Here is a 24,723-nt window from a genome sequence, read left to right as displayed (position 1 = left end):
GTCCGGCGGTGCATTCAGTGGCACGACCAGCCGCACAGTCAAGCACGGCCCACGGCGCTTCGCCAGAGGGCACAGGCTGATTTCAGCACAACCTGCCATGGCAACGGTTACAGCCGCGTCTGCGCGCGACCACTGCGCTATCCTCGAAACCGCAGGCGGTGGCCCGCCCGCGTTTCTCCCTTGTCCGGACGCGCTGCATGCCTGATTCGATCCCGCCGCACACCCCGCCTGCCGGCACCGCCCAACGCCCGTTGCAGCGCTGGCGCGGCGGCACGCAACAGCAGCAGGTCGACGTGGTGGCCGAGGAAGTGCCGATGGCGCTGCGCTACAACGATGCCGCCTTTGCCGTGATGATGGCCACGCCCTGTGATCTGGAGGACTTCGCACTCGGATTTTCGCTCAGCGAAGGCCTGATCAGCGCGCCCTCGCAGCTGCTGTCGATCGATATCCACCCACAGCTGGAAGGCATCGAGCTGCAGATGACCGTGGACGAGGCTGCGCCCGGCGCAAACCTCGACCCCGACAAGGGACGCCTGCTGCCCGGCCGTGGTGGCTGTGGCCTGTGCGGCACGCGCCAGCTGGAAGAAGTGCTGCGCCCACTGCCGCAGATCCGCGAACGCCGCAGCTATTCCGCCACCGCCCTGCAGCGGGCGTTGGCCAGCCTGGCGCAGCACCAGCCGATGAATGCGGCAAGCGGTTCGATCCATGCCGCGGCCTGGGCCGACGCCAATGGGCGCATCGGCTGGGTACGCGAGGACGTCGGCCGCCACAATGCACTGGACAAGCTGATCGGCGCCCTGCACCACAACGAACACGCCATCGAAGGCGGCCTGCTGGTGATTTCCAGCCGGGCCAGCTACGAGATGGTGAGCAAGGCAGTGCGCGCCGGCGCCAGCGTGCTGGCGGCAGTGTCCGCGCCGACCGCGCTGGCGATCGATCTGGCCCGCAGCGCCGGCCTGTGCCTGGTCGGGTTCGCGCGGGAAAGCGGGTTCAATGTGTATACCCATCCGGAGCGGCTGCAGGCGCACGACGGCCACGCCCGCTGAGGATGGCCGGGAGCACTGCGTCCCCCGGCCCGGTACGCCTCAGCGCAGCGCGACCTTCGGGAAGTCCACCGGCACGTCGAACGCCACGTTGACGTAGTTGGTGAACAGGTTGAGCGCCACATGCGCGAGGATCTCGACGACCTGCTCATCATCGAAGCCGGCCGCGCGCAGCGCCTGCACGTCGCCGTCGGCGATCTGCGCACGCTGCTCGACCACCTTCAACGCGAAGTCGAGCGCCGCCGCAGTGGCCGGGTCGCTGGACTGGCCGATCTGCGCGGCAGCCATCTGCTCACCGCTGGCGCCGGCCTTGCGGCCCAATGCCGTGTGCGCGGCCAGGCAGTACTCGCAGGCGTTGCGGTTGGCGATGGCCACGGCGATCTGCTCGCCCAGCAGCGGCGACAGGCGACCGCCGCCCAGCGCGCCGAACGAACCCCACATGCTCTGCAGGGCAGCCGGCGAGTTGGCCACGGCGCGGAACATGGCCGGGGTGGCGCCGAAGGCAGCGTGGACCTGGCCCAGCAGGGCCTGGCGGTCGGCGGTGGTGTTGGCGGCATCGATCAGGGGGACACGGGACATGGTGGATCTCCTTGGGAAAGCGCCCGGGATTGGACGACCCGCTCATCCTAGGTAGACTCCCTGGACGGAACGTCCTCAATTCGCCACATATGTTGTCCATACGTCCATGCGCATGCGCACCGCCACCCCTGCGCCAGATCGACTCTCCTCGCTGCTGGAACGCTTCCGGGTGCAGGCGGCGCTGTTCCACAGTGGCCTGCTGTGCGGGCAGCATGTCTTCGAGCCGCAGCCCGGTCGTGCGTTCCTGCACATCCTGCGCCAGGGTGAGATGGAAGTCCGTCATCCTGGGGGCGATAGCGCGCTGCCCCGCTTGAAGATCGATACACCCAGCCTCCTGCTGTATCCGCAGCCGCTGCACCATGTGTTCTTCAACGCTCCGCTGGACGGCCCGGATTTCACCTGTGCCACGCTGGATTTCGATGGTGGCGCGCGCAATCCGATCGTGCAGTCGCTGCCACCGGTGATGGTGGTGCCGCTGGCCGCGATCACCGAACTGGATGACACCCTGCAGCTGCTGTTCGCCGAAGCCGATCGCCAGCGCTGCGGGTCACGGCTGCTGACCAACCGCCTGTTCGAGGTAGCGCTGATCCAGATCCTGCGCTGGGTGGTCGACCACCCGGATGCAGCCGGCGTCAGCCACGGGTTGATGCGGGGGCTGTCCGATGCGCGGCTGGCACGCACGCTGGTGGCGATGCACCAGGCACCGCAGGACGAATGGACGCTGCCGCGCATGGCCGCGACCGCCGGCATGTCGCGCAGCGCGTTCGCGGCCGTGTTCAAGGACGTGATGCAGGCAACGCCAGCCAGCTACCTGCTGGACTGGCGGCTGAGCCTGGCCTGCGCGCAGCTGCGGGCCGGCGTGGCGGTCAAGCAGGTGGCGATCGAGGTGGGGTTTGCCGATACCGCATCGTTGTCGAAGGCGTTCCGCAAGCGGTTGGGGGCTTCGCCGAGGGCGTGGCTGGCCGCGGGCGCCGCGCAGGCTGGGTAAAGGTGAGGGGGTAGAGTCGACCGCTGGTCGACCATCGCGCGACGCGCGGGAGGTTCGTTGCCCGACCGAAGGGCAGTCGACCAACAGCCGACTCTACCGATGCGGCATTTTCGTGATGTGACCGAAGGCAGCCGACCAGCGGTCGGCTCTACCACGGGCGATCGAAGCGGCATTTCCGTGGCCTGACCGAAGGACAGCCGACCGGCGGTCGGCTCTACCACGGGCGATGTCGGCGCGCCGGCTGCCCGCTCAACTGGACGTTCCATCGGGCTTCGCCAGCAGCCCGGCGATCCGTTCGGCCACCTGGGCGCGAACGCTTTCATCCAGCTGCCCTTCGTACATCGCCTCGTAGATCCACAGGCCGTCGGCGGCCAGCCGTGCCACGAAATTGTCGAGCGCGGCCGGGTCGCTCTGCCCGGCCGACGGTGGCAACGGCGCCCAACGCCGTACCGCCGGCCCCCACGGGCGCTCATCGGCGTCCGGGTCGGCCGATTCGAGCATGAACATCAGCTCGGCACGGGTAGCGCTCTGCGCCGAGACGCGCACGAAGGTCTGGTAACGCTCCAGCGCCGAGGCTTCGTCTGCACGCTTGCCCAGCAGCGTTTCCATCGACGTCTCCCAGGCCTGCACCAGGTGCTCGTCGATACCGCGCAGCAGCGCCTCGCGCGAGGGGAAGTGGTACAGCAGGCCGCCGCGGGTCAGCTTGGCCTCGGCCGCCACCGACTCGAAGGTCACTGCGCGCACGCCGTCACGATTGATCACGTTGACGGCGGCGTCGAGGATGCGGTCGCGCTTGCTGGTTCTCATCGCGTCATTTTACGCGATCGGCCGCACCCACGCGGCTGCCGACGCGCCCGCGCAGCAGGCGCGCGATGATCGAAGCGCCCAGCGCCAGCACCACCGTGATCACCAGCAGCACGATCTGGTAGCCGCGGTCATACGCGGCCGTGGCCAGTGCGAACCACTCGCCCTGCCCGCTTTCACGTGCCACGTGCAGCGCCTGGGTGAAGCCTTCCCGTGCAAGCGCGGGCATGTCGGCCGAGACCGGCAGGAATGCGCCATACACCGCCGCGCTCAAGCTGCCCAGCATCGCCACCGCCAGCAGGCCACCGAACTCGTAGGACACCTCTTCCACCGACGAGGCCATGCCCGCACGGTGCGCCGGTACGTTGTTGAGGATGGCGGTGGACGCCACCGAGATGGCCGAACCCATGCCGAAGCCGGTGATCGCCATGCCGGCGACCACCCAGCCGAGGCCGTGCGGGAAGCCGAATGCCACCACGCCTACACCCAGCGCACCTGTGGCCAGGCCGCCACAGATCAGCGGGCGCAGGCCCACCCGGTGCAGGATGCTGCCGCCCAGCAGCGCACTGGGCAGGCTGCCCAGCGCGGCCACCGACACCAGCAGGCCCGCCTCCAGCGGCGAAAAGCCCGCCACCAGCTGGAAGCGCTGGGTGGTGACCAGCTGCAGGCCGGCCATCGCAAACAGGGTGAACACCGCCGACAACGTGCCGGCCAGGAACGCCGGATTGCGGAAGATTGCAAAGTCCAGCAGCGGGTACGGCAGCTGCTGCTGGCGGCGCGCGAACGCCGCACCACTGATGGCGGCCAGCAGCAGCGCGCCTGCACCCAGCGCATACGACGGCGGCGTAGCGATCAGCGACTTGATCGCCAGCACCAGGCCGGACAGTGCAGCCAGAGCCAGCAGCGACGAAACCAGGTCCCACGGTCGCGAGGGGTCGCGCTGGCCTTCCGGTGCCAGCAGCAGCGTGGCCACGAACGCGACCACGACCACCGGCACGTTGATCAGGAACACCGAGCCCCACCAGAAATGCTGCAGCAGCCAGCCACCGATGATCGGGCCAAGCGCCGCACCGACGATCGCCACCGAACCCCAGATCGCGATGGCGATGTTGCGTTCGCGCGCTTCGTGGAAGCTCAGGCCGATCAGCGCCAGCGTGGCCGGCATCATCGCGGCCGCGCCGACCGCCAGGAAGGCGCGCGCGGCAATCAGCAGCCCTGCGGTGTCGGCGAACGCCGCTGCCAACGATGCCACGCCGAACACCACCAGGCCGATCAGGAACATGCGGCGGTGGCCGATGCGGTCGCCCAGCGTGCCCGCACCCAGCAGCAGGCCGGCCATCACAAGCGGATAGGCGTTGATGATCCACAGCGCCTGGCCGGCACTGGCCGAGAGTTCTTCGGTCAGCGTGGGCAGGGCGGTGTAGAGCACGGAGTTGTCGAGCGTGACCAGCAGCAGGCCGGCGGCGACGGTGAACAACAGTGCCCAGCGACGGGCACGCGACAGGGCCGGAGCACCGGCCAAGGGCTGGGACAAAGCCATGGGAGAACCTGGTGGGGGTGGATTACGGCGATAACTATACAGGATGTCCTGTATAGTTATGAGGACCAATCTCGATACTGTTCAGGCCAAGTCAAGCAGGTACTCCGCGACTAGCCGGTTTGCCGAAGACAAAGGCACCTCTTCAGGTTCATGTACAGCCGCCGCTATAGCGTGAAATATTCAACTTTCTCTAGCGAGTGACGCCCTTCACCTCAAGGGAACCGAGGACTTTCTTTCATGACGACAGAGCATCTGATCTTTGGCAGAGCAGAGATAGAAGAAGGCATACAGATTCATCCCGTCAGCCAAAGCTGGAACGACTTCGGCTTCAACTTCCATGCAGAGGCCGCCCTCACGGCAAAGAAGAGGCCTCGCCTAAACCTAAGTCTTTACGTTATTCCATTTGACGGAGAAACCATCCACAGAAAATTCAGTGCCTGGTATCAGGATCTCACTGCCGCGACTGGCACCGCAGCAGCGCCCCCCTCTTTCGCGACCCTCCTGGCAGGGGAAAAATACTATCGGGCACTAAAGGATTGGTGTGGAAGCGATGCCGAGTACCACTCCATCCTGCGCCAGCTGCATGACATCACCCTCGAACTCGCCGAAACCCCCGGTCCACGCGTCGAAAGAATCCGGGCATCAAATGAATTTCGGCTCGGCGTGCTCCGCAACGCTGGGGCGTACCGCGCGTTTCGTACCGGATACCTCTGTCGAACTGGCAACGCCTCCGCCGATGCAAGGATCGACTTTCAATACGACGTTACGCTCGCGAGCACGGGAGACGTGTGCATACCATTCATCCATCGGGACAACGACTACGTAGCCGATCGCATCCATTGCATCGTTGGCAAGAATGGAGTCGGCAAATCCAGAATTCTGGCCTCACTTGTCAGAACACTGGCCGGAGACCAGCGCTCCCTGCTTGAGTATGACTGGAATGGGCCTCGAGAACATGGCGCCGTCACCCTGGGCTACTTCGATGGCGTTGCCCAGCCTTCCTATGCCAACCACTTCTCCAGAGTGATCGCGTACTCGACGGAGTTCGAACACCAGTATCCAACCCATACCCACCCCTCGTCGAGCTTCGATTATCTGCATTTTTCGCTAACATCGGGACTTACTGGGAATCCAAGAAGCGACTCGAATACTCGATGCGCTCGGGCGATGGTTGATCTTCTGCGTGATCATGATCCAGTGGGTGAGGTCGGACCGGATCGCTACAGTTGGCTTAAGAAGTATTGCCAAGACCACATCCCTTGGAGCGACCTATGCCTTCCAGTCGAGGAAGGTATTGACGACCGCGCGATCTTTTCGGATCAGGAGGGATATTGGATAAAGCTTGAACATCTGCGCCATGCGGGCGAACAACGCACATTGGAACTTACCGGAGCCCTCGCCGAGGACAGAGACATTGCCTTCTTCAACGATGAAGGAATTCGAGTTCGCATCAGTAGCGGCCAACGAACCTATCTAAGGTTTGCCATCCACATAATATCATTCATATCCAAGGGGTCTTTGATTATTCTCGATGAACCAGAGACCCACCTACATCCCAATCTGATTTCTCAACTCATGCTTCTGTTGAATCAAGTAGCAAGCACCTTCGAGTCGCTGGCATTGATCGCAACGCACTCCGTGCATGTCGTGCGCGAGGTTCCAACGCATTGCACACACGTCCTCACCCGAACGGAAGAAGGAACTTCCACCAAGCATGTCTATCTTCCAACGCTGGGAGCAAGCCCGACGCTGCTGTCGCTTGCGATATTTGGCGACGATTCCGTCCCCCGCCATTCCAATGAGATTGTGAAGAAAATCATCAACTCGAACCTCTCCATGAAAGAGGTCATAAAAGATCTTTCCGGGCTGATAAGCACCGAAATGCTAACAGAAATCCGCAGGGGCATTGAGGAGCAGAGCTCATGAGATCTTTGCCAGGACCGCGTCGCGCCGATGGCGCAAGACTCATCCGAGTTGGTGGTGCCTACACAGCCATAGAACCCGCAATCTGGTCATTGCGTGTCGCATACCAGGATTACGTCAAGAAGAATGCTATGGGCCTGGCAGCAATCACCCTGCCGAAGAATGCCCAGGATGAACTTCGAACGGCCTATTCAAGCAAAGCCACCACGGCATCACTGGACTGGATAGATAGGCTCCATCACGATCACAGCCTCAATCATTGCCCTGTTTGCGGCGGCCTCGGTGCGCGCACAATCGACCATCACCTGCCGAAGGCCAATTACCCCGAGTTCTCGATCTTTGCTCCCAACCTGATCCCATGCTGTGGAACGTGCAATTCGAAGCGGGGAAATGCAAACAAGCCTGGAGTGCCACAAACCACACTTCATCCGTACTTTGACAGTGCAATTCTTGACGCTCCGCTTGTATTCATCAAGGTGAGAAAACCATGGTGCGCGCCAGAATTCCAGCTGCTTCGACTACCGCAATACAAGGCCACCCGAGAACGGGTAAAGCATCATGTCCGCACATCGGTCGATTCCGCCGCCTTCGGAACATGGGCAAAGGGCTACTGGGGAGACTTCCGTAGCAAGATCGCTGCAAAGTACCAGACCGCCATTCAACTGGAGAACGAGCTGAAGCGCATGCTTGCAACTGACGCGGACTCTCATGGACACAACTCATGGCAAGCAGCGCTATCCAGAGGCGTTGCCAAGGATCAAGCCCTTATGCAGTGGCTTGTCTCCAATCCGGTGAACGTCGGCAACTACACGGCTGCACAGCTCGGAATCTAGTGTACTGCATGACTCGGGAATGCTTAACGACATGATTTGTCGCTACCGACAGTCCTCCGGCAACGCGGCGATGGCCGATACCACCGCCGCCTGCATGCCCTGCCCCACGGCCATGTCCAGCTCCCCGCCCGTTGCCCCGTGCTGGCGCCGCAGCTCGTCCTCGCACAGGCCGCGCACCCGCGCGCGGGCATTCGCGCGCAGGCTGCTGCACCGCCAGTCGGTGCCACCCAGCGGCAGCACCGAATACACCACGCTGTTGCAGGCGTTGCCAGCGCGCTGCTGCAACGACCGTCCACCAAAATCCCGGGGTTCACTGCTGCGCTGCGGGTCGAAGTAGCTGTCCGGGAAGGTGCGCGCGTACTGTTCGATGTCCAACGCCATGCTGCGCCCAGCGGCCAACGGCATCTGCAGCGGCTGCCCGCACCGCGTCGCATTGGCGCGATGCTGGATGTACTGGTAGATCGGCCGGTCCAGCGATGGATCCTGCTGGGTCACCGCGCTGACTCCCGCCAGCACCGGCAGCGATGCACGATTGGCCATGCGCGCCAGCAGCCCCGCCTGCGCTGGCTGGCAGCGGTCGCGCACTGTTGCCGCAAGCAGGAACAGCACGTCGTTGCGGAACGCGTGGTCGTCACCCAAACGCTGTTCGATGCGCTGGCTGGCGTCGGACGCCGGCGCTGGAAACGCGACCAACGGCGGCGCGGTGGGTGCGCGCTGCCGCTGCCACCACACCAGCAGCACGACTGCGCTCACCAGCACCCCGGCAGCCAGGATCCAGCGCATGCGCATCAGTCGTGGATCGCCGTCAGCGTGGCCGCTGCGGCATCGTAGGACGCGCTGGCAATGTCCGCATCGAAGCGCTTCACCTGCAGGCGGCCGGCCAACCGGTACGGGTCCCAAAGATCGCCCAGCGCGATCGGCGTGGCCAGGGTCACATGGATGATCTGGTTCGGTGGCGGCGGCGGCACGTGGATGCACGCACCGTAGAACGGCACGAACAGCAGCTCATCGACCAGGCCGGCATCATTGGTGCCCAGCGGTACCACGTAGCCATCCAGATCCACCGCGCGACCGTCGACAGCGTCGACCACGCGCGAAGAGCCGAACTGCTTGGCGCGATCCGGGCTGGAATGGTCGATCTCCTGCCCCGGTGGCGTGCCCGAGCCGGTGTCGTCGATCAGGCCGCCCACCCCGTCCATGCCATTGCGTGACAAGCCGATCTGCGGGGGCGGGCGCTGATAGGTCACTTCGTCCGGCCGCAGCGCGTCCCAGCGGTCGATGGGCGTTTCGGGCGCGGCGGAGGGCAACGGCTTGTCGCGCGGCGTGGCCACCACGGCATCACCGCCCGGTGACGTGCAGCCTGCCAACCAGACGCATCCAAGCAGCAACACTGCGCTACGGTTCATAGGGCCTCAGCTGGGCATCGCGCATGGTGTAGGCGGAACCGGCCAGATCATCATCCAGCCGCTCGGCACGCAGGGTGCCGGCCAGGAAGAACGGCGAGTACATGTCCGGCATGGCGATCGGGCGCGGCAGCACCACGTGCACGATCTGGTTCGGTGGCGGCGGTGGTACGTGGATGCAGGCGCCGTAGTACGGCACGAACAGGAATTCGGTCAGGCGCCCGTCCTGCGCAGTGGCCAGCGGCACCACGTAGCCGGGCAGGCGCACCGGACGCTGCAGCACCGTATCCACGGTACGGAACGTGCCGAACTGCGGCATGCGCCGGTTGCCGTTGTGCTCCACCTCCGGGCCCTCTCCGCGCTCCAGCGCGGCCAGCTCGTCCTTGGGCATCATCTGCAACCAGTCCAGTTCCTGCTCCGCCGCATCCGCAGCGCCAGCGTGGTCGACAACCGGCGAAGGTGGCAACGCCTGCACACCGGTATCCACCGGCCGCTCGCAGGCTGCCAGCGCCAGTACCATCGGCAATGACAGCATCCAGCGCATGCTCAGCCTCCCGGCGACAGACCATCGGCCAAGGTGCGCCGGTAGGCCAGCAACGCCGGCACCAGCCCGGCCACCGCGCTGATCGCCAACACACCCGCCACCCAGGCCAGCTCGCGGCCATCCGGCCAGACATGGGTGATGGACAGGCCGAACGTGGCCAGGGCCCAGCCGCGTCCGGCCATGCTGGCGGCCACCAGCAGCCCCAACGCCAGCACGCAGGCCACGGCACTGGTTGCCACCGCTTCCACTACCAGCAGGCCGGCGATGTAACCCGGCCGCGCGCCGGTCGCACGCAGGATCGCCATCTCGCGCCGCCGCTGCTGCAGCGTCGAGACCAGCAACGCCACCAGCGAGACCATGCCCAGCAACACCACCAACGCGCTGATCAGCTGCAGGGCGCGCTCGGCCGTGCCCAGCGACTGCCACAGCTGCTGCAGCGTCACCCCGGGCAGGATCGCCAGCATCGCCTCTTCGGGATACTCGTTGATCCTGCGCTGCACCGAAAAGGTGGCGATGCGCGAGTTAAGGCCGAGCATGAAAGCGGTGATGCTGGTCGGGGTCAGATCGAGGTGGCGCGCCTGCTCGGCACTGACGCTCTGGCTGCGCAGCTGCACACCCGAGCGCCAGTCGACGTGGATGGCCTCGATCGCCGGCAGCGAGACCAGCAGCGACGAATCCACCGGCGTGCCGGTGCGCTGCAGGATGCCGGAGACCCGGAACGGCTTGTCGGCATGCGTGGCCAGCGTGACCGGGCCGGTGCCGTGCGCCAGCACGATCTCGTCGCCGAGGCCGACCTTCTGCGCGCGTGCCACCTCCGCGCCGATCACCGCGTCATACAGATCATCAAAGGGCCGCCCCTGTGCAAAGGCAAGCGCATGACCGGAACCATAGCGATAGTGTTCAAAGTAGCCGCCAGTGGTACCCACTACCCGGTAGCCGCGCCAGGAATCGCCCAGCGACAGCGGCACCGCCCACTTCACCTGCGGCATTGCGGACAGCGCCTGGTAGGACTGCCAGGACACGTTGTTGGTGGGGTCACCGATATGGAACACCGCGTACAGCAGCAGGTTCACCGGCCCCGAACGCGCACCGACAATCAGGTCCGTGCCCGACACCGTGCTGGCGAAGCCTTCGTGCGCCTGCGTGCGCACACGCTCGACACCCAGCAACAGCACCACGCTGAGGGTGATGACCAGCACGGTCAGGCCCACGCTCAACGCGCGGCTGCGCAGGCTGGCCCAGGCAAGCTCAAGCATGGCCGGCACCTGCCTGGTTGATCTGAGACAGGGCAATCGTGCGGTCGAACAACGGCTGCAGGCTGTCGTCATGGCTGACCACCAGCACCGTGGTGCCGGCCGCCTCGCATTGCGCCGACATCAGCTTCAGGAACGCGGTCGCCGCGTCGCGGTCGAGCGCCGAGGTCGGCTCATCAGCCAGCAGCAACGCCGGGCGGCCGATCAGCGCGCGTGCCGCCGCCACGCGTTGTTGCTGGCCGACGCTGAGCGTGCCGGCGCGGCGCTGCATCAGCCCGGGGTCCAGCTGCAGCGCCTGCAGCAGTCGCGCGATCTCGGCATTCAACGGCCCGCTGATGCGCGCACTGCGCAGGCGCGAGAAGCGCAGGCCCAGTGCGATGTTGTCGCGCACGCTGAGAAACGGCAGCAGGTTGAACTGCTGGAAGATCACGCCCAGGTGGTCGGCGCGGAAGCGATCCCGCGCGGCACCACGCATCGCCTGCAGCGCGTGGCCGGCGACCTCGATGCGGCCCTTGCCGGGCAGCAGCACGCCCGCCAGCAGGCCCAGCAGCGTGCTCTTGCCACCGCCACTGATTCCGCGCAGCAGCACGCTGCTGCCCTGCTCGATCCATAGCCGCGGCACGTCCAGCACCAGCCGCCGGCCATAGCCGAACTGCACGCCATCCAGCACGATCACCGGTCGCATGCTCACGGTGCCAGCACCACGCGCAGATTGTCCGCAGTCAACACGCTGCGGTTCTGGCCATGGGCGGTGGTGCTGTTGACGATCACTTCGTGCAGGCCCGGGAATACTGCGGGCAGGCGCACGACGATGGCCCGCAACCCGGCAGGCTTGGTGCACTGGTACCGCAGGGTTGCGCTGAACCCTGCGTGGCGATGCTGACCGGGCGGCGGCGCGGCAGCCATCGCATCGAAGCCCTCGGCCCTGGCATCGTTCGCGATAAGGCGGCAGCCCGCGGCGGTGGGCAAGGTGACCCAGCTGCCGCTTTGCAGCAGCGCAATCGCACGCGCCAGCGCGGCCTGCTCGGTTGCATTGGCCGACGGCCGCTCGAAATCAAGGATGCCGATGCCGGGCGCCTGCAGGGCGAATTCCAGCGTCTGCTGGTCAAGCGCAAGATCAACGGTGGCCTGGCCGTGTACGTGCGCACCGAGCTGGCGGACATCATGGGCCTGTGCAGCGCTGGCAGCCAGCAGCAGGAAAAGAGCAGCAGAACGCTTCATGGGAGAGGCTCCAATTGTTACTATGTAACATTATGGACCACATCCCCACGACGCCTGCAAGGGCCCTGGCCCAGCCGCCAGCTTCGGCACGCTGGCACCCCCGCTTCGATCTAGCCGGGGCCTGGCTGTCCCTGGCCTGCGCCGCCCATTGCATCGCCCTGCCCCTGCTGTTGGCCTTCGTGCCGGCAGCGATGATGGCGCTGCGCTCGTTCCAGCACCCCGGCCATGGCGCGATGACGTTTCTGCTGATGATGTCGCGCTGGGAATGGCTGTTTGCGCTGCTGGCCTCGTCGCTGGCCTTGGTGAGCACCTTGGCCGGGGTTCACCGGCATGGGCGCTGGCGACCTGCAAGGCTGGCCTGCGTCGGCGCCCTCCTGCTGTTGCCGGCCTCGCTATACCTGCCGCTGAAGGAATCACTGCTCTGGCATGGCGTGGCGACAGCTGGTGGTGGCGTGCTGCTGGCATGCGCGCACATCGGCAACCGCCGCGCGCTGCACAACCGCCGGTAGTGCCGGCCGCTGGCCGGCAGCTGCGGGATCCCGGCAGCCGGCCAGCGGCCGGCTCTACCCCCTCCATGCATGGGCCACGCATCAGGTGATACACAGTTGGTAGTGCCGGGCGCTGGCCGGCAGCCCCAGAGACCCGGCAGCCGGCCAGCGGCCGGCTCTACCCCTCCATGCATGGGCCACGCATCAGGTGATACACAGTTGGCAGTGCCGGCCGCTGGCCGGCAGCCCCCGGGACCCGGCAGCCGGCCAGCGGCCGGCGCTACGCCGCCTTATTCGTCAAACGGACGCTGGCCGAGCGTCTGCGTCACGTGGTCGACGAAACAGGTGATGCGCGCGGCCAGCGCGGTGTTGCGGTAGTACACCGCGTTGATCGGCTGGCGCACCTCCTGCGTCTGCTTGGCGAACAACTGCACCAGGCGGCCGTCACGCCGGTCCTGGCGGGTCAGGAAGTCGGACAGGCAGGCGATGCCCAGCCCGGTCACCGCCATCTGCCGCAGTGTCTCGCCACTGGATGAAGCAATCGCCGGCTCAATCACGAATGGGCCGCCATCGGCATCCTGCAGCGGCCATTCGTTCAACGAACTGGGCTGGGTGAAGCCAAGCAGGTCGTGCTCGCGCAGCTGCTCCACCCGCGTGGGCGTGCCACGCCGGCGCAGGTACTCGGGGCTGGCCACCACGCGGATGCGGCTGTGGCCGATGGGCCGCGCATGCAGGGTGGAATCGCGCAGCACGCCAATGCGGAACGCCACGTCGGTGCGCTTCTCGATCAGGTCGGTGATGCCTTCATTGGAATTCAGCTCCAGCTCCACCTGCGGGTAGCGCTCGCGGAAGCCCTCCAGCAACGGCACGATGACGTGCAGCATGAACGGCGTGGCGGCGTCTACGCGCAGGCGCCCGACCGGCTGCAGCCGCCGCGCGGCCATCTGTTCCTCGGCCTCGTCCACCGTGACCAGGATCGTGCGCGCGTACTCCAGGAATGCGGCTCCCTCCTCGGTCAGCTCCAGCCGCCGCGTGGTCCGCCGCAGCAGCGTGGTCTGCAGCTTGTCCTCCAGCCGCGCCAGGGTGCGGCTGGTGGCGGAGATGGTCAGCTCCAGCTCTTCGGCCGCGGCAGTGATCGAACCGCTGTCGACCACGGCCACGAAGGCCTTCAGCTCATCCAGGGTGGTTTTCATTTTTTACCTCGGCGCAAAAGCGTTTCCCGTATACACGGCTTAATCAACAAATGTAAAGCGCCCACACTTCGCCCTGTCCCGAGCCCACCGGCTCTCAACGAAGTCCCTGGAGTCCATCATGAGCGTTCCTTCCTTTGGCGTCGGCACCTTCCGCCTGACCGGCCAGACCGTCATCGATTCGGTGCGCAACGCCCTCGACGTCGGCTACCGTGCGGTCGATACCGCGCAGATCTACGGCAACGAAGCCGACGTCGGCCAGGCCATCGCCGAATCCGGCGTCCCGCGCGACGAGCTGTTCCTGACCACCAAGATCTGGGTGGACAACTACGCCGCAGACAAGCTGATCCCGAGCCTGCGCGACAGCCTGGCCAAGCTGCGCACCGGGTACGTCGACCTGCTGCTGATCCACTGGCCGGCGCCGGGCAATGGCGTTGAACTGCGCGAGTACATGACCGCGCTGGCCGAAGCCAAATCGCTGGGCCTGACCCGTCAGATCGGTGTGTCCAACTTCAACATCGAACTGACCCGGCAGGCCATCGAGGTGGTCGGCGCCGGCGAGATCGCCACCAACCAGATCGAACTGAGCCCCTACCTGCAGAACCCTGCATTGACTGCCTTCCTGCAGGAACAAGGCATCATCGTCACCTCCTACATGACCCTGGCCTACGGCAAGGTGCTGAAGGACCCGGTGCTGGCCGCCATCGCCGACAAGCACCAGGCCACCGTCGCCCAGGTCGCGCTGGCGTGGGCGCTGCAGCGGGGTTACTCGGTCATCCCGTCCTCGACCAAGCGCGAGAACCTGGCCAGCAACCTGCTCGCCCAGGACCTGCACCTGGATGCCGATGACATGGCCGCGATCGCTGCGCTTGACCGCAACGGCCGCGAAGTCGATCCGCCGGGCCTGGCCCCGGCCTGGGACTGAGGAGCCTCGCCATGGGCAGTGCGTTGACGCGTCTGCAGGCCGGTGGCTTCAGCATCGGCATCGAAGCGCCGCTGGACAATGACTGGACGCCGCTGGGCGAACAGGCACGACACGCCGCGCGACGCCTGCCCGGCGAACCGGACCTGCAGCGCCATGCGGAGCTGGCACGGCTGGCCGACCGCCTTGGCTTCCGTGCGCTGTGGGTACGCGACGTGCCCGTGTACGACCCGGCCTTCGGCGATGCCGCACAGGTGTTCGAGGTGTTCAGTTACCTCGGCTACCTGGCCGGCATCACCGAGCACATCCTGCTGGGTACCGGCGCGGTGGTGCTGCCGATCCGCGAGCCGTTGCTGACCCTGAAGTCGGCACGCAGCGTGCAGCGGCTGAGCGGTGACCGCCTGCTGCTGGGCGTGGCCAGTGGCGACCGCCCGGTGGAGTACCCGCTGTTCGGCCGCGACTTCGACAGCCGTGGCAGCCGCTTCCGCGAGCACATCGCACTGCTGCGCGAAGGCGCTGCCGCGCACCTGCCGCAGGGCCTGGACGTGCTGCCCGCGGATGGCCCGGCCCTGCCGCTGTTCGTGGCAGGCCTGGCCCAGCAGCAACCGGCGTGGATCGGCCAGCACATGGATGGCTGCCTGGCCTACCCGGGCACGCCGCAGGACCATGTACAACGCGTGGCGGCCTGGCGCGCCGTGGCCGGTAACAAGCCCTATGCCAGCTTCATCCACCTGGACCTGGTGGCCGATGCCGATGCTCCTCTGCAGCGCTGGCGCTTCGGCCTGCGCGGCGGCCGCAACGCCCTGCTGGCCGAGCTGTACGCCATGCGGGCGGCCGGTGTCGACCACATCGGCCTGCAGTTCCGCCGCAACGAACGGCCGTTGGCCGAAACCTTCCACGAAATCGCCGAGTACGTGCTGCCGCACTTCCCGGCCCACGCCGGCGCCGCTGCGCCGCATGCCCCGCTTGCCGCCCCCGCGACGGCCTGACAGTTACCGGAGCTTTGCCATGAAGATGAAGACCCTGGCCGCGCTAGCGCTGGCTACCCTGCCGCTGTCCTTCCAGGCCACTGCCGAGGACTGGTACCCCTCTGCCTACGGCGCCAACGACGAGATTGGCGCGGCCAACCTGCTGACCGCCGACGTGGTCAAGCACGCGGTCTCGCTGGTCAGGACCGGCAAGACCTATCCGCTGGCGGTGCCGGTGGACAAGAACCTGCCCGCGTTCCGCCACCGCAGCTTCCGCCTGTACAACGTGCAGGTCGGCCAGCAGGCTGGCAAGTCGCTGGGCCCCAACAAGTTCACCTTCAACGATGAACTGGTGAACGCCTGGACCGGCGTTGGCACCCAGCTCAACGGCATCGGCCATATCGGCATCGACAACGTCTACTACAACGGCAACAAGGCCGCCGACTTCGTCACCGTGGACGGGGTGCGCAAGCTTGGCGTCGAGAAGGTGCCGCCGATGGTCACCCGTGGCGTCGTGCTGGACATGACCACGTACTACGGCAAGGCGATCGTGCCCGGCGGCACCGAGTTCACCGTGGCCGACATCCAGGCCGTGCTGAAGAAGCAGGGGCTGCGCCTGCGCAAGGGCGACGTGGTGCTGTTCAACACCGGCTGGCTGGAACTGATCGGCAAGGACGACAAACAGTTCCTGGAAGTGGAACCGGGTATCGGCATGGAGGCGGCGAAGTGGCTGGCCGACCAGGGCATCGTCGCCTTCGGTGGCGACACCTGGGCCTCGGAGGTCTACCCGAACCCGAACGGTGCCGAGGAGTTCCCGATCAACCAGTACATGCTGGCCAAGCGTGGCATCTACAACCTGGAGCTGATCGACAGCCGTGCCCTGGTGCGCGACAAGGCCTGGGAATTCCTGTTCGTGCTCGGCCAGCCGCTGTACGTCGGTTCGACCCAGGTCAACATCAACCCGGTGGCAATCCGATGAACACTGCCCCCGCCTTGCCGTTGTTCGCCGGCCGCCGCTTCCGCGTCAGCTATGACGGCCTGGCCGCCGACAATGTCTACAGCGCCGATGGCCGCCACGTGCAGTACGCCATCGTCTCTGGCGCCTATGCCGGTGCGCAGGGCGAAGCCGCCTGTGAGTGGCAGCGGATCAGCGACGGGGTCTATGCCATTTCGTGGCAGGAAGCCGATGGCGCTACGGTCGTGCATGTCGATGACTTCGCGGGCGGGCATTCGCTGGCCTGGTTCACCGCCACCGATGGCAGTTTCCATCGCATGCAAGGGCCGCTGGCAGCGCTGTGATGCGGGCCAGCGGCCGGCACTACCCCCTGCGGTCGGACAGCTTCGCGTGCCGCTCCGGTAGTGCCGGCCGCTGGCCGGCACCCCCGGTCTGCTCGAACACCCCGGCCACCCAGTCGATGAACACCCGCAAGCGTGGGGACGGCGTGCGGTTGCGCGGGTAGACCAGGCTCAACGGGCTTGGGGTCGGCGGCGCGTCCGGCAACAGCTCCACCAGCTGCCCGCGCGCGATATACGGGTCCATCCGGTAGCGCGGAGCCTGGATGATGCCCAGGCCCGCCAGCGCGGCGCCGAGGAACGCATCCGCACCGGACACACGCACCCGCACCGGCAGCGGCACGTAGCGCACCTGCCCGCCCTGCTGGAACTCCAGCGGGATCAGCTGGCCGGTGGCGCTGGAGCGATAGCCCACCATTTCATGGCCACCCAGCAGGGACTCGATGCTGCCTGGCACGCCCTTGGCCTGCAGGTAGCCCGGCGCGGCCACCGTGACTTCGCGCAGCATCGCCAACCGGCGCGCCGCCAGATCGCTGTCGGCCAGCGTGCCCACCCGCAGCGCCGCATCCACGCCTTCGCGCAGCAGATCGACATAGCGGTCGCCTTCGCTGACCTCCAGTTCGATCTCCGGGTAGCGCTGCAGGAACTCCGGCAGGTGGGGAAACAGCAGGTGCCGGCCCAGCGTGCCATGCACCTCAATGCGCAGGGGGCCGCGCGGCGGCGCATCACGGAAGGCGGCCTCGGCGTCGTCCATGTCGGCGATCAGGCGCAGACAACGGCCATAGAAGGCCTCGCCTTCCAGCGTCGGCACCACCAGCCGCGTGGTCCGGTGCAGCAGGCGCACGCCCAGCCGCTGTTCCAGCGCCTTGATCGCGTCGGTCACCGTGGCCCGCGGCAGGCCCAGGTCCTCGGAGGCCCGGGTGAAGCTGCGGCGCTCGACGATACGGACGAAGGCGCGCATGGCCGTGAAGCGGTCCATTGTTCGGCTATCCGGATGATGTTGGCGGATTATGCAGGATTATCCGAAAGCGCGATTTCGCGAGGATGGCGCTGCGCCACTTCGGCGTGTCCCCGTGGAAGTCACCATGACCCTCTCCCCCGCCCGCTCTGTCGCCCTGGTCACCGGCGGATCCCGTGGCATCGGTGCCGCCATCTCGCGTCGGCTCGCCGCCAATGGCCACGCGGTCGCGATCAACTATGCGGGCCGCCGCGACGACGCCGAAGCCTTGGCGGCCGAACTGAACGCCGCCGGCGCGCAGGCCACCGCGCTGCAGGCCGATGTGTCCGATCCGCAGGCGGTGCGCCAGCTCTTCGACGCCATCGAAGCCCGTTTCGGCGGCATCGACGTGGTGGTCAACAGCGCCGGGGTGCTGCAGCTGGCACCACTGGCCGATACCGACGACGCCCTGTTCGAGCGGGTGATCGGCATCAACCTCAGGGGCGTCTTCAACGTGCTGCGCGAAAGCGCGCGACGGGTGCGCGACGGTGGCCGGCTGATCACCCTGTCCACCAGCGTGGTCGGCATCCGGCTGGAGAACTACGGCGTGTATGCGGCCAGCAAGGCGGCGGTGGAGACGATGGGCGCAATCCTCAGCAAGGAGCTGCGCGGACGCAATATCACCGTGAACGCCGTGGCGCCGGGCCCGACCGCCACCGATCTGTTCCTGGATGGAAAATCGCCCGAGCTGATCGAGCGGCTGGCGAAGATGAACCCCCTGGAGCGGATGGGTACGCCGGAGGACATCGCCGGCGCGGTGGGGTTCCTGGCAGGTGCCGATGGCGGATGGATCAACGGCCAGGTGCTGCGCGCCAACGGCGGGATGGTATAGATCGCACAGGTGGCATCCACGCATGGCGCGACGCCCTTGTAGAGCCGAGCCCATGCTCGGCTGCTCTTCGCGCAAAGGCCAGAAGCAGCCGAGCGTGGGCTCGGCTCTACAGGTAGGTCAGGCGATCCGCGCCTCGCGGCGGCGATGCACCCAGTAGTACATCGCCGGTGCAGTGGGGTTCCTGGCAGGTGCCGATGGCGGATGGATCAACGGTCAGGTGCTGCGCGCCAACGGCGGAATGGTGTAGATCGCACAGGTGGCATCCACGCATGGCGCGACGCCCTTGTAGAGCCGAGCCCATGCTCGGCTGCTCTTCGCGCAAAGGCCAGAAGCAGCCGAGCGTGGGCTCGGCTCTACAGGCAGGTCAGGCGATGCGCCCCTCGCGGCGGCGATGCACCCAGTAGTACAGCGTCGGCAACACCAGCAGGGTCAGCAGCATCGCCGACAGCAGACCACCGATCACCACCACCGCCAGCGGCTTCTGGGTCTCGGCACCGATCGCATGCGAGGTGGCCATCGGCAGCAGGCCGAACATCGCCAATAGTGCGGTCATCAGCACCGTGCGCAGGCGCTGCAGCGAACCCTGCACCACCGACTGCAGCAGGTCCATGCCCTGCTCGCGCAACTGGGCGAAGCGGCTGAGCATCACCACGCCGTTCAGCACCGCTTGCCCGAACAATGCAATGAAGCCGATTGCCGCCGACACCGACAGCGGAATGCCGGTCAGCCACAGGGCCAGGATGCCGCCGATCATCGCCAGTGGCACGTTGGCCAGGATCAGCGCGGCGCTGCTGATGTCCTTGAAGGCATCGAACAGCAGCACGAAGATGATCAGCACCGACAGCGGAATCACCCAGCCCAGCCGCTTCATCGCACGCTGCTGGTTCTCGAACTCGCCGGACCACTCCAGCCGATAGCCTTCCGGCAGCTGTACGCTGGCATCCACGCGCTTGCGCATGTCAGCCACCACGCTGCCCATGTCGCGGCCGGCGATGAAGATGCTCACCGCCTTCACCCGCTGTGCGTTCTCGCGCGAGATGTTGATCGCGCCGCTGGCCATGCGGAAGTCGGCCACGTCGGACAGCGTCACCGTGTGGCCATCGCCGATGCCAACCGGCACCGTACGCAGCCGCTGCAGGTCACGATCGGCATCGTCCAGGCGCAGGGTGATGGGGAATCTGCGGTCACCCTCCCACAGCTCGCCGACCTGGCGCCCGCCCAGTGCGGTCTCGATCACTTCGTCGACGTCGCGTACGTTCAGGCCATAGCGCGCGGCGCGGTCGCGGTCGATCTCGATCTGCAGCTGCGGCAATGACCCGTCGCGGTCGATGAAGGCGCTCTCCACGCCCTCCACGCCGCGTACCTGGCCGAGGATCGCCTGCGCCTGCTGGTTCAACACGTCCAGATCCGAGCCGCTGACCTTGATCACCACCTGGCCCTTGATCTGCGAGATGCTCTCCAGGATGTTGTCGCGCACGGGCTGCGAAATCGAGAACTCGGGGCCCGGAATGCGCTGCTCCAGCGTGCGCTGCAGATCGCTCACCAGCTGTCGCTTGCCCACGCCTTTCGGCCATTCCTTCTCCGGCTTCAACGCCACCAGCGCCTCGATCTGGTTGGCGCCCTTGGCATCGGAGCCGTCTTCCGGGCGTCCCAGCTTGGCCACCACCGTCGATACCTGCGGAAAGCTGCCGACCAGCTCACGGATGCGCCGCGACTGCTGCTGCGCTTCGCCCAGGCTGGTGCTCGGGTCGAGCGTGGCCGTCAGCCAGATCGATCCTTCGTCCAGCTCGGGCAGGAACTCCGAACCCAGCCGCGTGCCCAATGCCAGCGTGCCGACCAGCAGCGCAATCGCGGTCAGCACTACCGCACGCGGGCGGGCCAGTGCGCGCTCCAGGACCGGCCGGTACCAGCCGGTCAGGCGGTCCATCAGTGGATTGCCGTCGCGCATGCGGTCGCGCCGCAGCCACCAGTAACAGAACAACGGCACCACGGTCAGCGCCAGGATCAGCGCGCCGATCAATGCCGAGGTCACCGAGTACGCCATCGGCGCGAACATGCGGCCTTCCTGGCGCTGCAGGGTGAAGATCGGGATGTGCGCGGCGATGATGATCAGCATCGAGAAGAACGTCGGCCGGCCCACTTCCGACGCTGCCGAAAGAATGGTCGAGAAGCGTGTCTTACGGTCGGCCGCAGGTGGCAGCTTCGACAATCGCGAGACGATGTGCTCGGTCACGATTACCGCGCCGTCGATGATGATGCCGAAGTCCATCGCACCCAACGACAGCAGGTTGGCCGGCACGCCCCACAGATGCAGGCCAAGGAAGGTCGACAGCAGCGCAAGCGGCATCATCGCCGCCACGATCAGCGCGGCACGGGCGTTGTACAGGAACAGCCACAGCACCAGGAACACCAGCACCGCGCCTTCCAGCAGGTTGCTGAAGACGGTTTTCAGCGTGGTCGAGACCAGCCACGAGCGGTCGTAGAACGGCTCGATGCTGACCCCGGCCGGCAGCTGGTTCGCTTCGATCTCGGCGATGCGCGCATGCAGGGCGTCGAGCACGTCGGACGGGTTCTCGCCCTTGCGCATCAGCACCATGCCGAACACCGCATCGTCGTTGTCATCCTGGCCGACCAGGCCCTGCCGGGGCAGGCCGGTATCGGCGATGCCGGCCAGGTCGCGCACCAGGATCGGCGTGCCACTGCGCTGCGCCACGACCACGTTGCCGATGTCGGCCGGCGAACGCATCAGTCCGACGCCGCGGATCAGGAACTGCTGCTGGCCACGTTCCACGTAGCCGCCGCCTGCGTTCGAGCTGCCCTTCTCAAGCGCCTCGGCGAACTCACCCAGGCTGATGCCGCGGTCACGCAGCTTGTCCAGGTCCGGCTTGACCTGGAACGTACGCGCGAAGCCACCGAAACTGATCACATCGGCTACGCCCGGCACGGTGCGCAGGCTGCGCTCCATCGTCCATTCCTGCACGGTGCGCAGCTGGGTCGGTGTCAGGTGCGGGCCTTTCAGCACGTACCGGTAGATCTCGCCCACCGCCGAGCTCATCGCCTCCAGCTCCGGCGTCACCCCTTCGGGCAGCTCCACGCCCTGCAGGCGTTCCAGCACCTGCTGGCGCGCGAAGTAATCGTCGGCCTTGTCGTCGAAGGTCAGGATGATCATCGACAGGCCGAATTGCGTATGCGAGAACACCCGCACCGAATGCGGGATGCCGGACAGTGCCACTTCCAGCGGCATCGTCACCTCGCGCTCCACCTCCTCGGCGGCCCGGCCCGGGTGCAGCGATACCACCGTCACCTGGGTGTCGGACACATCCGGAAAGGCTTCCACCGGCAGCACGCGGAACGCGGCAATGCCAGCGCCGATGAACAGCAGCAGCGCCAGCATCACCATCAGCGGCTGGCGCAGGCAATAGGCAATCAGGCGATCGATCATGGCGCGGCATGCCCCGTCCCGGTGCTGGCGGCTGCGGGCGCACTGTCGACCAGCTGCTGCAGCAACAGGCCCCCTTCGACCACCACCCTGGCGCCCTGGGCCAGGCCCTCGCGCACCCACAGGCGGCCATCGCCCAGTTCCTCGGCACGCACGGCGCGGCGCGCGAAGCGGCCCTTGGCCTCCTCCACGAACACCACCTGCTTGCCGTCGATGAGCAGTACCGCAGCATCGGGCAGCGAGACACCGCCCCCGGCCGGCACTGCCACCTGCGCACGCACGTACTGGCCCGCCTTGAAACCGCGCGCACGGTTGTCCAGTTCGGCGCGCGCCTGCACCACGCGGCGTTCGCTGTCGACGAAGTCATCCACGTGCTGCAGGGTCGCCTGCTGCGGCTGCCCATCGGCGCCGGGCACGCTCACCTGCATGCCCGCCTTAAGGCGTCCGGCCAGGCTCTCCGGTACATCCAGCAGCAACCACAGGCGGTCAGGATTGCCAATCATCGCCAGCGGCTGTTCGCTGTCGGGGCTGACTGCCATGCCCGGGCTCATCCGCCGCTCCACCAGCACGCCATCAATGGGTGCGCGCAGCGGCAGCCGTTGGTCGACGTGCTGGCCGTTGCCATACGCCCTGGCGAAGGCGGTCGCGCGCGCGTGATCGGCCTGGCTGCCGGCGAAGCTGGCCTCGGCCTCGTCCAGTTCACGGCCCGACGCCACCCCTGCCGCGTGCAGTTCGCGGGTGCGGTCCAGTTCCCGGCGTGCCAGCTGCAGCTCGGCACGGCCACGCACGCCCTCCGCCTGCGCCTGGCCGAACTCGGGCGAGGTGATCCAGGCGATCACCTGGCCGGCCTTCACCTTCTGCCCCGGTTGTGCCTCGATGCGCGCCACCTGCCCCGCCAGCGGGGTGCGCAGCGCGCTGGAGCGGGTCTCGTCCCAGACCACCCGGCCCGGCAGCTGCAGGCTGGCGCTGGCACCGGCGGTCACCAGCTCGCTGCGCAGCACATCCAGCTGGCGGCTGCCGGCCGGAAACAGGATCTGGCCGGCACTGACCTGCGGCGCATCCTCGGTATACGACGCCGGTTCGCGACCGCAGCCGCCCAGCAGGGCCAGCGCCAGCAGGGCCGGCAGCATGGCATGTCGCGCCCGCGGGCGATGGGCGACGGTGGACTTCATCGGGACTCTCCTTCAGCAACGGATGTGGCCGCTTCCCAGCGCGCCAAGGCAATGGCATGGTCGGCACGCGCATCAATCAGCGCGGCCTCGAACTCGCGCCAGCTGCGGCGCGCGTCGAGCAGATCGGTCAGGCTGGCGGCGCCACGGCGATAGGCCAGTTCGATGCCCTCCACCGCCTTGCGCGCAGCGTCGGACTGCAGCCCCTCGTAATCGCTGCGGCGCTGCGCGGCGGACTGCACGCTGGCCTGCAGCTGGTCCAGTTCAGCGTGTGCTTCGCGCTGCAGCAGCTGCAGTTCCAGCGCGGCGCTGTCCCGGTCGGCCTCGGCACGCTGGATCGCGCCGCGTGCGCGCGACGGGCCGCCCAGCGGAATGGTCAACGACACGCCCCAGGTGACACCGCTGATATCGGTGGGCTCGCGCTCGGCCTCCACACCCAGCTGGATGTCGCGGTGGCGCTCGCTACGTGCCAGGGCCACGCCAGCGTCGGCGGCGGCCAGGCGCGAGCGTGCCGCGCGCAGATCGGCACGCTGCTGCGGATCGAACGCGCGCACCCTGGCCACGCTGCTGGCATCCGGCCAGGGGTCATCGGCACTGAGGTCGCGGCTGTCATCGCTGCCGAGCAGCAGGCCCAGCGCATGCCGCGCGTCACGCAGATCCAGGGCCGCCTCGCGCGCCGCATCGGCCACCGCCAGATGGTCCACCGCCATCCGCGCGCGATCCACCGGCGCCATCGCCCCGGTGGCCACCTGCTTGTCGGCCGCCGCCATCTGTTCGGCCGAACTCTGGCGGTTGGCCTCGGCAATCTGCGCCCGCTCCTGCGCGCCCTTCAGGCCGAAATAGGCTTCATGCAGTGCCACCTGCTGCCGGCGCCGGGTATCGAGCATGTCCAGCCCGGCCACTTCCAGCAGCGCGTCCGCCTGGCGGATGCGCAATGCGCGCTTGCCGCCGCGCTCCCAGGTCCAGCCCAGGCCCAGCGTGCTGTCCACCCGCTTGTCCTGCCAGCGCCCCGGGCCGATGCCGTGCTTCGGGCTGATCTTGCTGCTGCCGATCGACAGCTCGGCCGCTGGCCGCAACGCAGCGGTCTGCGCATCGCCCTGCACCCCACGCAGTTCCAATGCCGCCGCGCGCAGGTCCGGGTTGTGCGCTTCCATTGCACGCTGTGCGTCCTGCAAGGACAGCGCCGAAGCCGCAGGCGCGCACGAAAGGGCGGCCAGCAGGGCCGCAAGACGACGGGCGAAATTCATGCACGTCACGGTAAGGTGACGCACTTGCGCCAAACTTGCCCCAACCT

Annotated in this window: 24 protein-coding genes and 1 pseudogene; 11 read left to right on the top strand and 14 right to left on the bottom strand. The window is 66.9% G+C overall.

The features are described from left to right. Positions 1-197: 197 nt before the first annotated feature. Positions 198-1,046, top strand: coding sequence for a formate dehydrogenase accessory sulfurtransferase FdhD (fdhD, locus tag AC5P53_RS13990; protein ID WP_241886893.1), 849 nt, complete (start codon positions 198-200; stop codon positions 1,044-1,046). A gap of 39 nt (positions 1,047-1,085) precedes the next feature. Here fdhD and AC5P53_RS13985 read toward each other — a convergent pair whose 3' ends face one another. Further along, positions 1,086-1,622 (bottom strand): carboxymuconolactone decarboxylase family protein, encoded by a 537-nt coding sequence (locus AC5P53_RS13985; protein WP_046430864.1) that lies wholly within the window; start codon positions 1,620-1,622, stop codon positions 1,086-1,088. A gap of 106 nt (positions 1,623-1,728) precedes the next feature. Between AC5P53_RS13985 and AC5P53_RS13980 the strand changes: the two genes are divergently transcribed. Then, on the top strand, positions 1,729-2,610 hold the full coding sequence (locus tag AC5P53_RS13980) for an AraC family transcriptional regulator (RefSeq protein ID WP_241886894.1): 882 nt from the start codon (positions 1,729-1,731) through the stop codon (positions 2,608-2,610). 249 nt (positions 2,611-2,859) lie between these two features. Here AC5P53_RS13980 and AC5P53_RS13975 read toward each other — a convergent pair whose 3' ends face one another. Further along, on the bottom strand, positions 2,860-3,417 hold the full coding sequence (locus AC5P53_RS13975) for a TetR/AcrR family transcriptional regulator (RefSeq protein ID WP_049420776.1): 558 nt from the start codon (positions 3,415-3,417) through the stop codon (positions 2,860-2,862). A gap of 4 nt (positions 3,418-3,421) precedes the next feature. Then, positions 3,422-4,954 carry an MFS transporter gene (locus AC5P53_RS13970; protein ID WP_241886895.1) on the bottom strand — a complete coding sequence of 511 codons (1,533 nt, stop codon included), beginning with the start codon at positions 4,952-4,954 and terminating at the stop codon, positions 3,422-3,424. Positions 4,955-5,191: 237 nt separating this feature from the next. Between AC5P53_RS13970 and AC5P53_RS13965 the strand changes: the two genes are divergently transcribed. Together AC5P53_RS13965 and AC5P53_RS13960 are read left to right on the top strand one after the other, a co-directional pair. Beyond that, positions 5,192-6,880 (top strand): AAA family ATPase, encoded by a 1,689-nt coding sequence (locus tag AC5P53_RS13965; RefSeq protein WP_241886896.1) that lies wholly within the window; start codon positions 5,192-5,194, stop codon positions 6,878-6,880. A gap of 128 nt (positions 6,881-7,008) precedes the next feature. Beyond that, positions 7,009-7,710: a hypothetical protein gene (locus AC5P53_RS13960; RefSeq protein ID WP_241886897.1), complete on the top strand. Its 702-nt coding sequence runs from the start codon at positions 7,009-7,011 to the stop codon at positions 7,708-7,710. 42 nt (positions 7,711-7,752) lie between these two features. Here AC5P53_RS13960 and AC5P53_RS13955 read toward each other — a convergent pair whose 3' ends face one another. The 6 genes from AC5P53_RS13955 to AC5P53_RS13930 are packed head-to-tail and all read right to left on the bottom strand — an operon-like array spanning position 7,753 to position 12,131. After that, complete coding sequence (locus tag AC5P53_RS13955) at positions 7,753-8,499, bottom strand: hypothetical protein (protein WP_241886898.1); 747 nt, start codon at positions 8,497-8,499, stop codon at positions 7,753-7,755. Further along, the gene (locus tag AC5P53_RS13950; RefSeq protein ID WP_046430871.1) at positions 8,499-9,116 is read right to left on the bottom strand and encodes a DUF3299 domain-containing protein; all 618 of its coding nucleotides are present in this window, start codon (positions 9,114-9,116) and stop codon (positions 8,499-8,501) included. Before AC5P53_RS13950 ends, AC5P53_RS13955 begins: the two co-directional genes overlap by 1 nt. Continuing rightward, a complete protein-coding gene (locus AC5P53_RS13945) occupies positions 9,106-9,657 on the bottom strand; it encodes a DUF3299 domain-containing protein (protein ID WP_014647315.1) in 552 nt (183 codons plus the stop codon). The genes AC5P53_RS13950 and AC5P53_RS13945 overlap by 11 nt, the downstream gene beginning before the upstream one ends. A 2-nt stretch (positions 9,658-9,659) precedes the next feature. Next, entirely contained in the window at positions 9,660-10,913 is a 1,254-nt protein-coding gene (locus tag AC5P53_RS13940) for an ABC transporter permease (protein WP_241886899.1), read from the bottom strand. Next, positions 10,906-11,601, bottom strand: coding sequence for an ABC transporter ATP-binding protein (locus AC5P53_RS13935; protein ID WP_126412359.1), 696 nt, complete (start codon positions 11,599-11,601; stop codon positions 10,906-10,908). The genes AC5P53_RS13940 and AC5P53_RS13935 overlap by 8 nt, the downstream gene beginning before the upstream one ends. Further along, positions 11,598-12,131, bottom strand: coding sequence for a ZrgA family zinc uptake protein (locus AC5P53_RS13930; RefSeq protein WP_046430878.1), 534 nt, complete (start codon positions 12,129-12,131; stop codon positions 11,598-11,600). The genes AC5P53_RS13935 and AC5P53_RS13930 overlap by 4 nt, the downstream gene beginning before the upstream one ends. A gap of 32 nt (positions 12,132-12,163) precedes the next feature. On the opposite strand from AC5P53_RS13930, the gene AC5P53_RS13925 reads away from it, so the two are divergent. Beyond that, positions 12,164-12,640, top strand: a complete 477-nt coding sequence (locus AC5P53_RS13925) for a MerC domain-containing protein (protein WP_241886900.1) — start codon at positions 12,164-12,166, stop codon at positions 12,638-12,640. 269 nt (positions 12,641-12,909) lie between these two features. On the opposite strand, the gene AC5P53_RS13920 is transcribed toward AC5P53_RS13925, so the two are convergent. After that, a complete protein-coding gene (locus AC5P53_RS13920; RefSeq protein WP_241886901.1) occupies positions 12,910-13,812 on the bottom strand; it encodes a LysR family transcriptional regulator in 903 nt (300 codons plus the stop codon). 118 nt (positions 13,813-13,930) lie between these two features. Here AC5P53_RS13920 and dkgB point away from each other — a divergent pair, with 118 nt between their 5' ends. Genes dkgB through AC5P53_RS13900 form a run of 4 tightly spaced genes read left to right on the top strand, consistent with a single transcriptional unit; the run spans position 13,931 to position 16,998 of the window. Next, entirely contained in the window at positions 13,931-14,734 is an 804-nt protein-coding gene (dkgB, locus tag AC5P53_RS13915; protein WP_241886902.1) for a 2,5-didehydrogluconate reductase DkgB, read from the top strand. A gap of 11 nt (positions 14,735-14,745) precedes the next feature. After that, the gene (locus AC5P53_RS13910; RefSeq protein ID WP_241886903.1) at positions 14,746-15,720 is read left to right on the top strand and encodes a TIGR03571 family LLM class oxidoreductase; all 975 of its coding nucleotides are present in this window, start codon (positions 14,746-14,748) and stop codon (positions 15,718-15,720) included. A gap of 19 nt (positions 15,721-15,739) precedes the next feature. Then, positions 15,740-16,678: a cyclase family protein gene (locus AC5P53_RS13905; protein WP_126412369.1), complete on the top strand. Its 939-nt coding sequence runs from the start codon at positions 15,740-15,742 to the stop codon at positions 16,676-16,678. Continuing rightward, positions 16,675-16,998 carry a MoaF-related domain-containing protein gene (locus tag AC5P53_RS13900; RefSeq protein ID WP_046430889.1) on the top strand — a complete coding sequence of 108 codons (324 nt, stop codon included), beginning with the start codon at positions 16,675-16,677 and terminating at the stop codon, positions 16,996-16,998. The genes AC5P53_RS13905 and AC5P53_RS13900 overlap by 4 nt, the downstream gene beginning before the upstream one ends. A gap of 19 nt (positions 16,999-17,017) precedes the next feature. Here the strand turns inward: AC5P53_RS13900 and AC5P53_RS13895 are convergent, their stop codons facing one another. Next, positions 17,018-17,971 carry a LysR family transcriptional regulator gene (locus AC5P53_RS13895; protein WP_049439531.1) on the bottom strand — a complete coding sequence of 318 codons (954 nt, stop codon included), beginning with the start codon at positions 17,969-17,971 and terminating at the stop codon, positions 17,018-17,020. Between the two features lie 106 nt (positions 17,972-18,077). Here AC5P53_RS13895 and AC5P53_RS13890 point away from each other — a divergent pair, with 106 nt between their 5' ends. Next, complete coding sequence (locus AC5P53_RS13890; protein WP_241886904.1) at positions 18,078-18,821, top strand: SDR family oxidoreductase; 744 nt, start codon at positions 18,078-18,080, stop codon at positions 18,819-18,821. Positions 18,822-18,981: 160 nt separating this feature from the next. Continuing rightward, a pseudogene (locus AC5P53_RS13885) lies at positions 18,982-19,068 on the top strand (3-ketoacyl-ACP reductase); the annotation flags it as partial. A gap of 117 nt (positions 19,069-19,185) precedes the next feature. Here the strand turns inward: AC5P53_RS13885 and AC5P53_RS13880 are convergent. The 3 genes from AC5P53_RS13880 to AC5P53_RS13870 are packed head-to-tail and all read right to left on the bottom strand — an operon-like array spanning position 19,186 to position 24,676. Beyond that, complete coding sequence (locus AC5P53_RS13880) at positions 19,186-22,263, bottom strand: CusA/CzcA family heavy metal efflux RND transporter (protein ID WP_241886905.1); 3,078 nt, start codon at positions 22,261-22,263, stop codon at positions 19,186-19,188. Beyond that, positions 22,260-23,432: an efflux RND transporter periplasmic adaptor subunit gene (locus tag AC5P53_RS13875; RefSeq protein ID WP_241886906.1), complete on the bottom strand. Its 1,173-nt coding sequence runs from the start codon at positions 23,430-23,432 to the stop codon at positions 22,260-22,262. The genes AC5P53_RS13880 and AC5P53_RS13875 overlap by 4 nt, the downstream gene beginning before the upstream one ends. Continuing rightward, positions 23,429-24,676: a TolC family protein gene (locus AC5P53_RS13870; protein ID WP_241886907.1), complete on the bottom strand. Its 1,248-nt coding sequence runs from the start codon at positions 24,674-24,676 to the stop codon at positions 23,429-23,431. The genes AC5P53_RS13875 and AC5P53_RS13870 overlap by 4 nt, the downstream gene beginning before the upstream one ends. Positions 24,677-24,723: the final 47 nt, after the last annotated feature.

The organism is Stenotrophomonas sp. YJH_SMC_82, from assembly GCF_059368875.1.
The sequence above is the reverse complement of the archived record's forward strand: the minus strand, read 5'-3'. Positions and strand labels throughout refer to the sequence as shown.

Bases quoted from the DNA above. Each gene is read 5' to 3' on its own strand.
- fdhD (WP_241886893.1), top strand. From the start codon at position 198: ATGCCTGATTCGATCCCGCCGCACACCCCGCCTGCCGGCACCGCCCAA.
- AC5P53_RS13985 (WP_046430864.1), bottom strand. From the start codon at position 1,622: ATGTCCCGTGTCCCCCTGATCGATGCCGCCAACACCACCGCCGACCGC.
- AC5P53_RS13980 (WP_241886894.1), top strand. From the start codon at position 1,729: ATGCGCATGCGCACCGCCACCCCTGCGCCAGATCGACTCTCCTCGCTG.
- AC5P53_RS13975 (WP_049420776.1), bottom strand. From the start codon at position 3,417: ATGAGAACCAGCAAGCGCGACCGCATCCTCGACGCCGCCGTCAACGTG.
- AC5P53_RS13970 (WP_241886895.1), bottom strand. From the start codon at position 4,954: ATGGCTTTGTCCCAGCCCTTGGCCGGTGCTCCGGCCCTGTCGCGTGCC.
- AC5P53_RS13965 (WP_241886896.1), top strand. From the start codon at position 5,192: ATGACGACAGAGCATCTGATCTTTGGCAGAGCAGAGATAGAAGAAGGC.
- AC5P53_RS13960 (WP_241886897.1), top strand. From the start codon at position 7,009: ATGGGCCTGGCAGCAATCACCCTGCCGAAGAATGCCCAGGATGAACTT.
- AC5P53_RS13955 (WP_241886898.1), bottom strand. From the start codon at position 8,499: ATGCGCATGCGCTGGATCCTGGCTGCCGGGGTGCTGGTGAGCGCAGTC.
- AC5P53_RS13950 (WP_046430871.1), bottom strand. From the start codon at position 9,116: ATGAACCGTAGCGCAGTGTTGCTGCTTGGATGCGTCTGGTTGGCAGGC.
- AC5P53_RS13945 (WP_014647315.1), bottom strand. From the start codon at position 9,657: ATGCGCTGGATGCTGTCATTGCCGATGGTACTGGCGCTGGCAGCCTGC.
- AC5P53_RS13940 (WP_241886899.1), bottom strand. From the start codon at position 10,913: ATGCTTGAGCTTGCCTGGGCCAGCCTGCGCAGCCGCGCGTTGAGCGTG.
- AC5P53_RS13930 (WP_046430878.1), bottom strand. From the start codon at position 12,131: ATGAAGCGTTCTGCTGCTCTTTTCCTGCTGCTGGCTGCCAGCGCTGCA.
- AC5P53_RS13925 (WP_241886900.1), top strand. From the start codon at position 12,164: ATGGACCACATCCCCACGACGCCTGCAAGGGCCCTGGCCCAGCCGCCA.
- AC5P53_RS13920 (WP_241886901.1), bottom strand. From the start codon at position 13,812: ATGAAAACCACCCTGGATGAGCTGAAGGCCTTCGTGGCCGTGGTCGAC.
- dkgB (WP_241886902.1), top strand. From the start codon at position 13,931: ATGAGCGTTCCTTCCTTTGGCGTCGGCACCTTCCGCCTGACCGGCCAG.
- AC5P53_RS13910 (WP_241886903.1), top strand. From the start codon at position 14,746: ATGGGCAGTGCGTTGACGCGTCTGCAGGCCGGTGGCTTCAGCATCGGC.
- AC5P53_RS13905 (WP_126412369.1), top strand. From the start codon at position 15,740: ATGAAGATGAAGACCCTGGCCGCGCTAGCGCTGGCTACCCTGCCGCTG.
- AC5P53_RS13900 (WP_046430889.1), top strand. From the start codon at position 16,675: ATGAACACTGCCCCCGCCTTGCCGTTGTTCGCCGGCCGCCGCTTCCGC.
- AC5P53_RS13895 (WP_049439531.1), bottom strand. From the start codon at position 17,971: ATGGACCGCTTCACGGCCATGCGCGCCTTCGTCCGTATCGTCGAGCGC.
- AC5P53_RS13890 (WP_241886904.1), top strand. From the start codon at position 18,078: ATGACCCTCTCCCCCGCCCGCTCTGTCGCCCTGGTCACCGGCGGATCC.
- AC5P53_RS13880 (WP_241886905.1), bottom strand. From the start codon at position 22,263: ATGATCGATCGCCTGATTGCCTATTGCCTGCGCCAGCCGCTGATGGTG.
- AC5P53_RS13875 (WP_241886906.1), bottom strand. From the start codon at position 23,432: ATGAAGTCCACCGTCGCCCATCGCCCGCGGGCGCGACATGCCATGCTG.
- AC5P53_RS13870 (WP_241886907.1), bottom strand. From the start codon at position 24,676: ATGAATTTCGCCCGTCGTCTTGCGGCCCTGCTGGCCGCCCTTTCGTGC.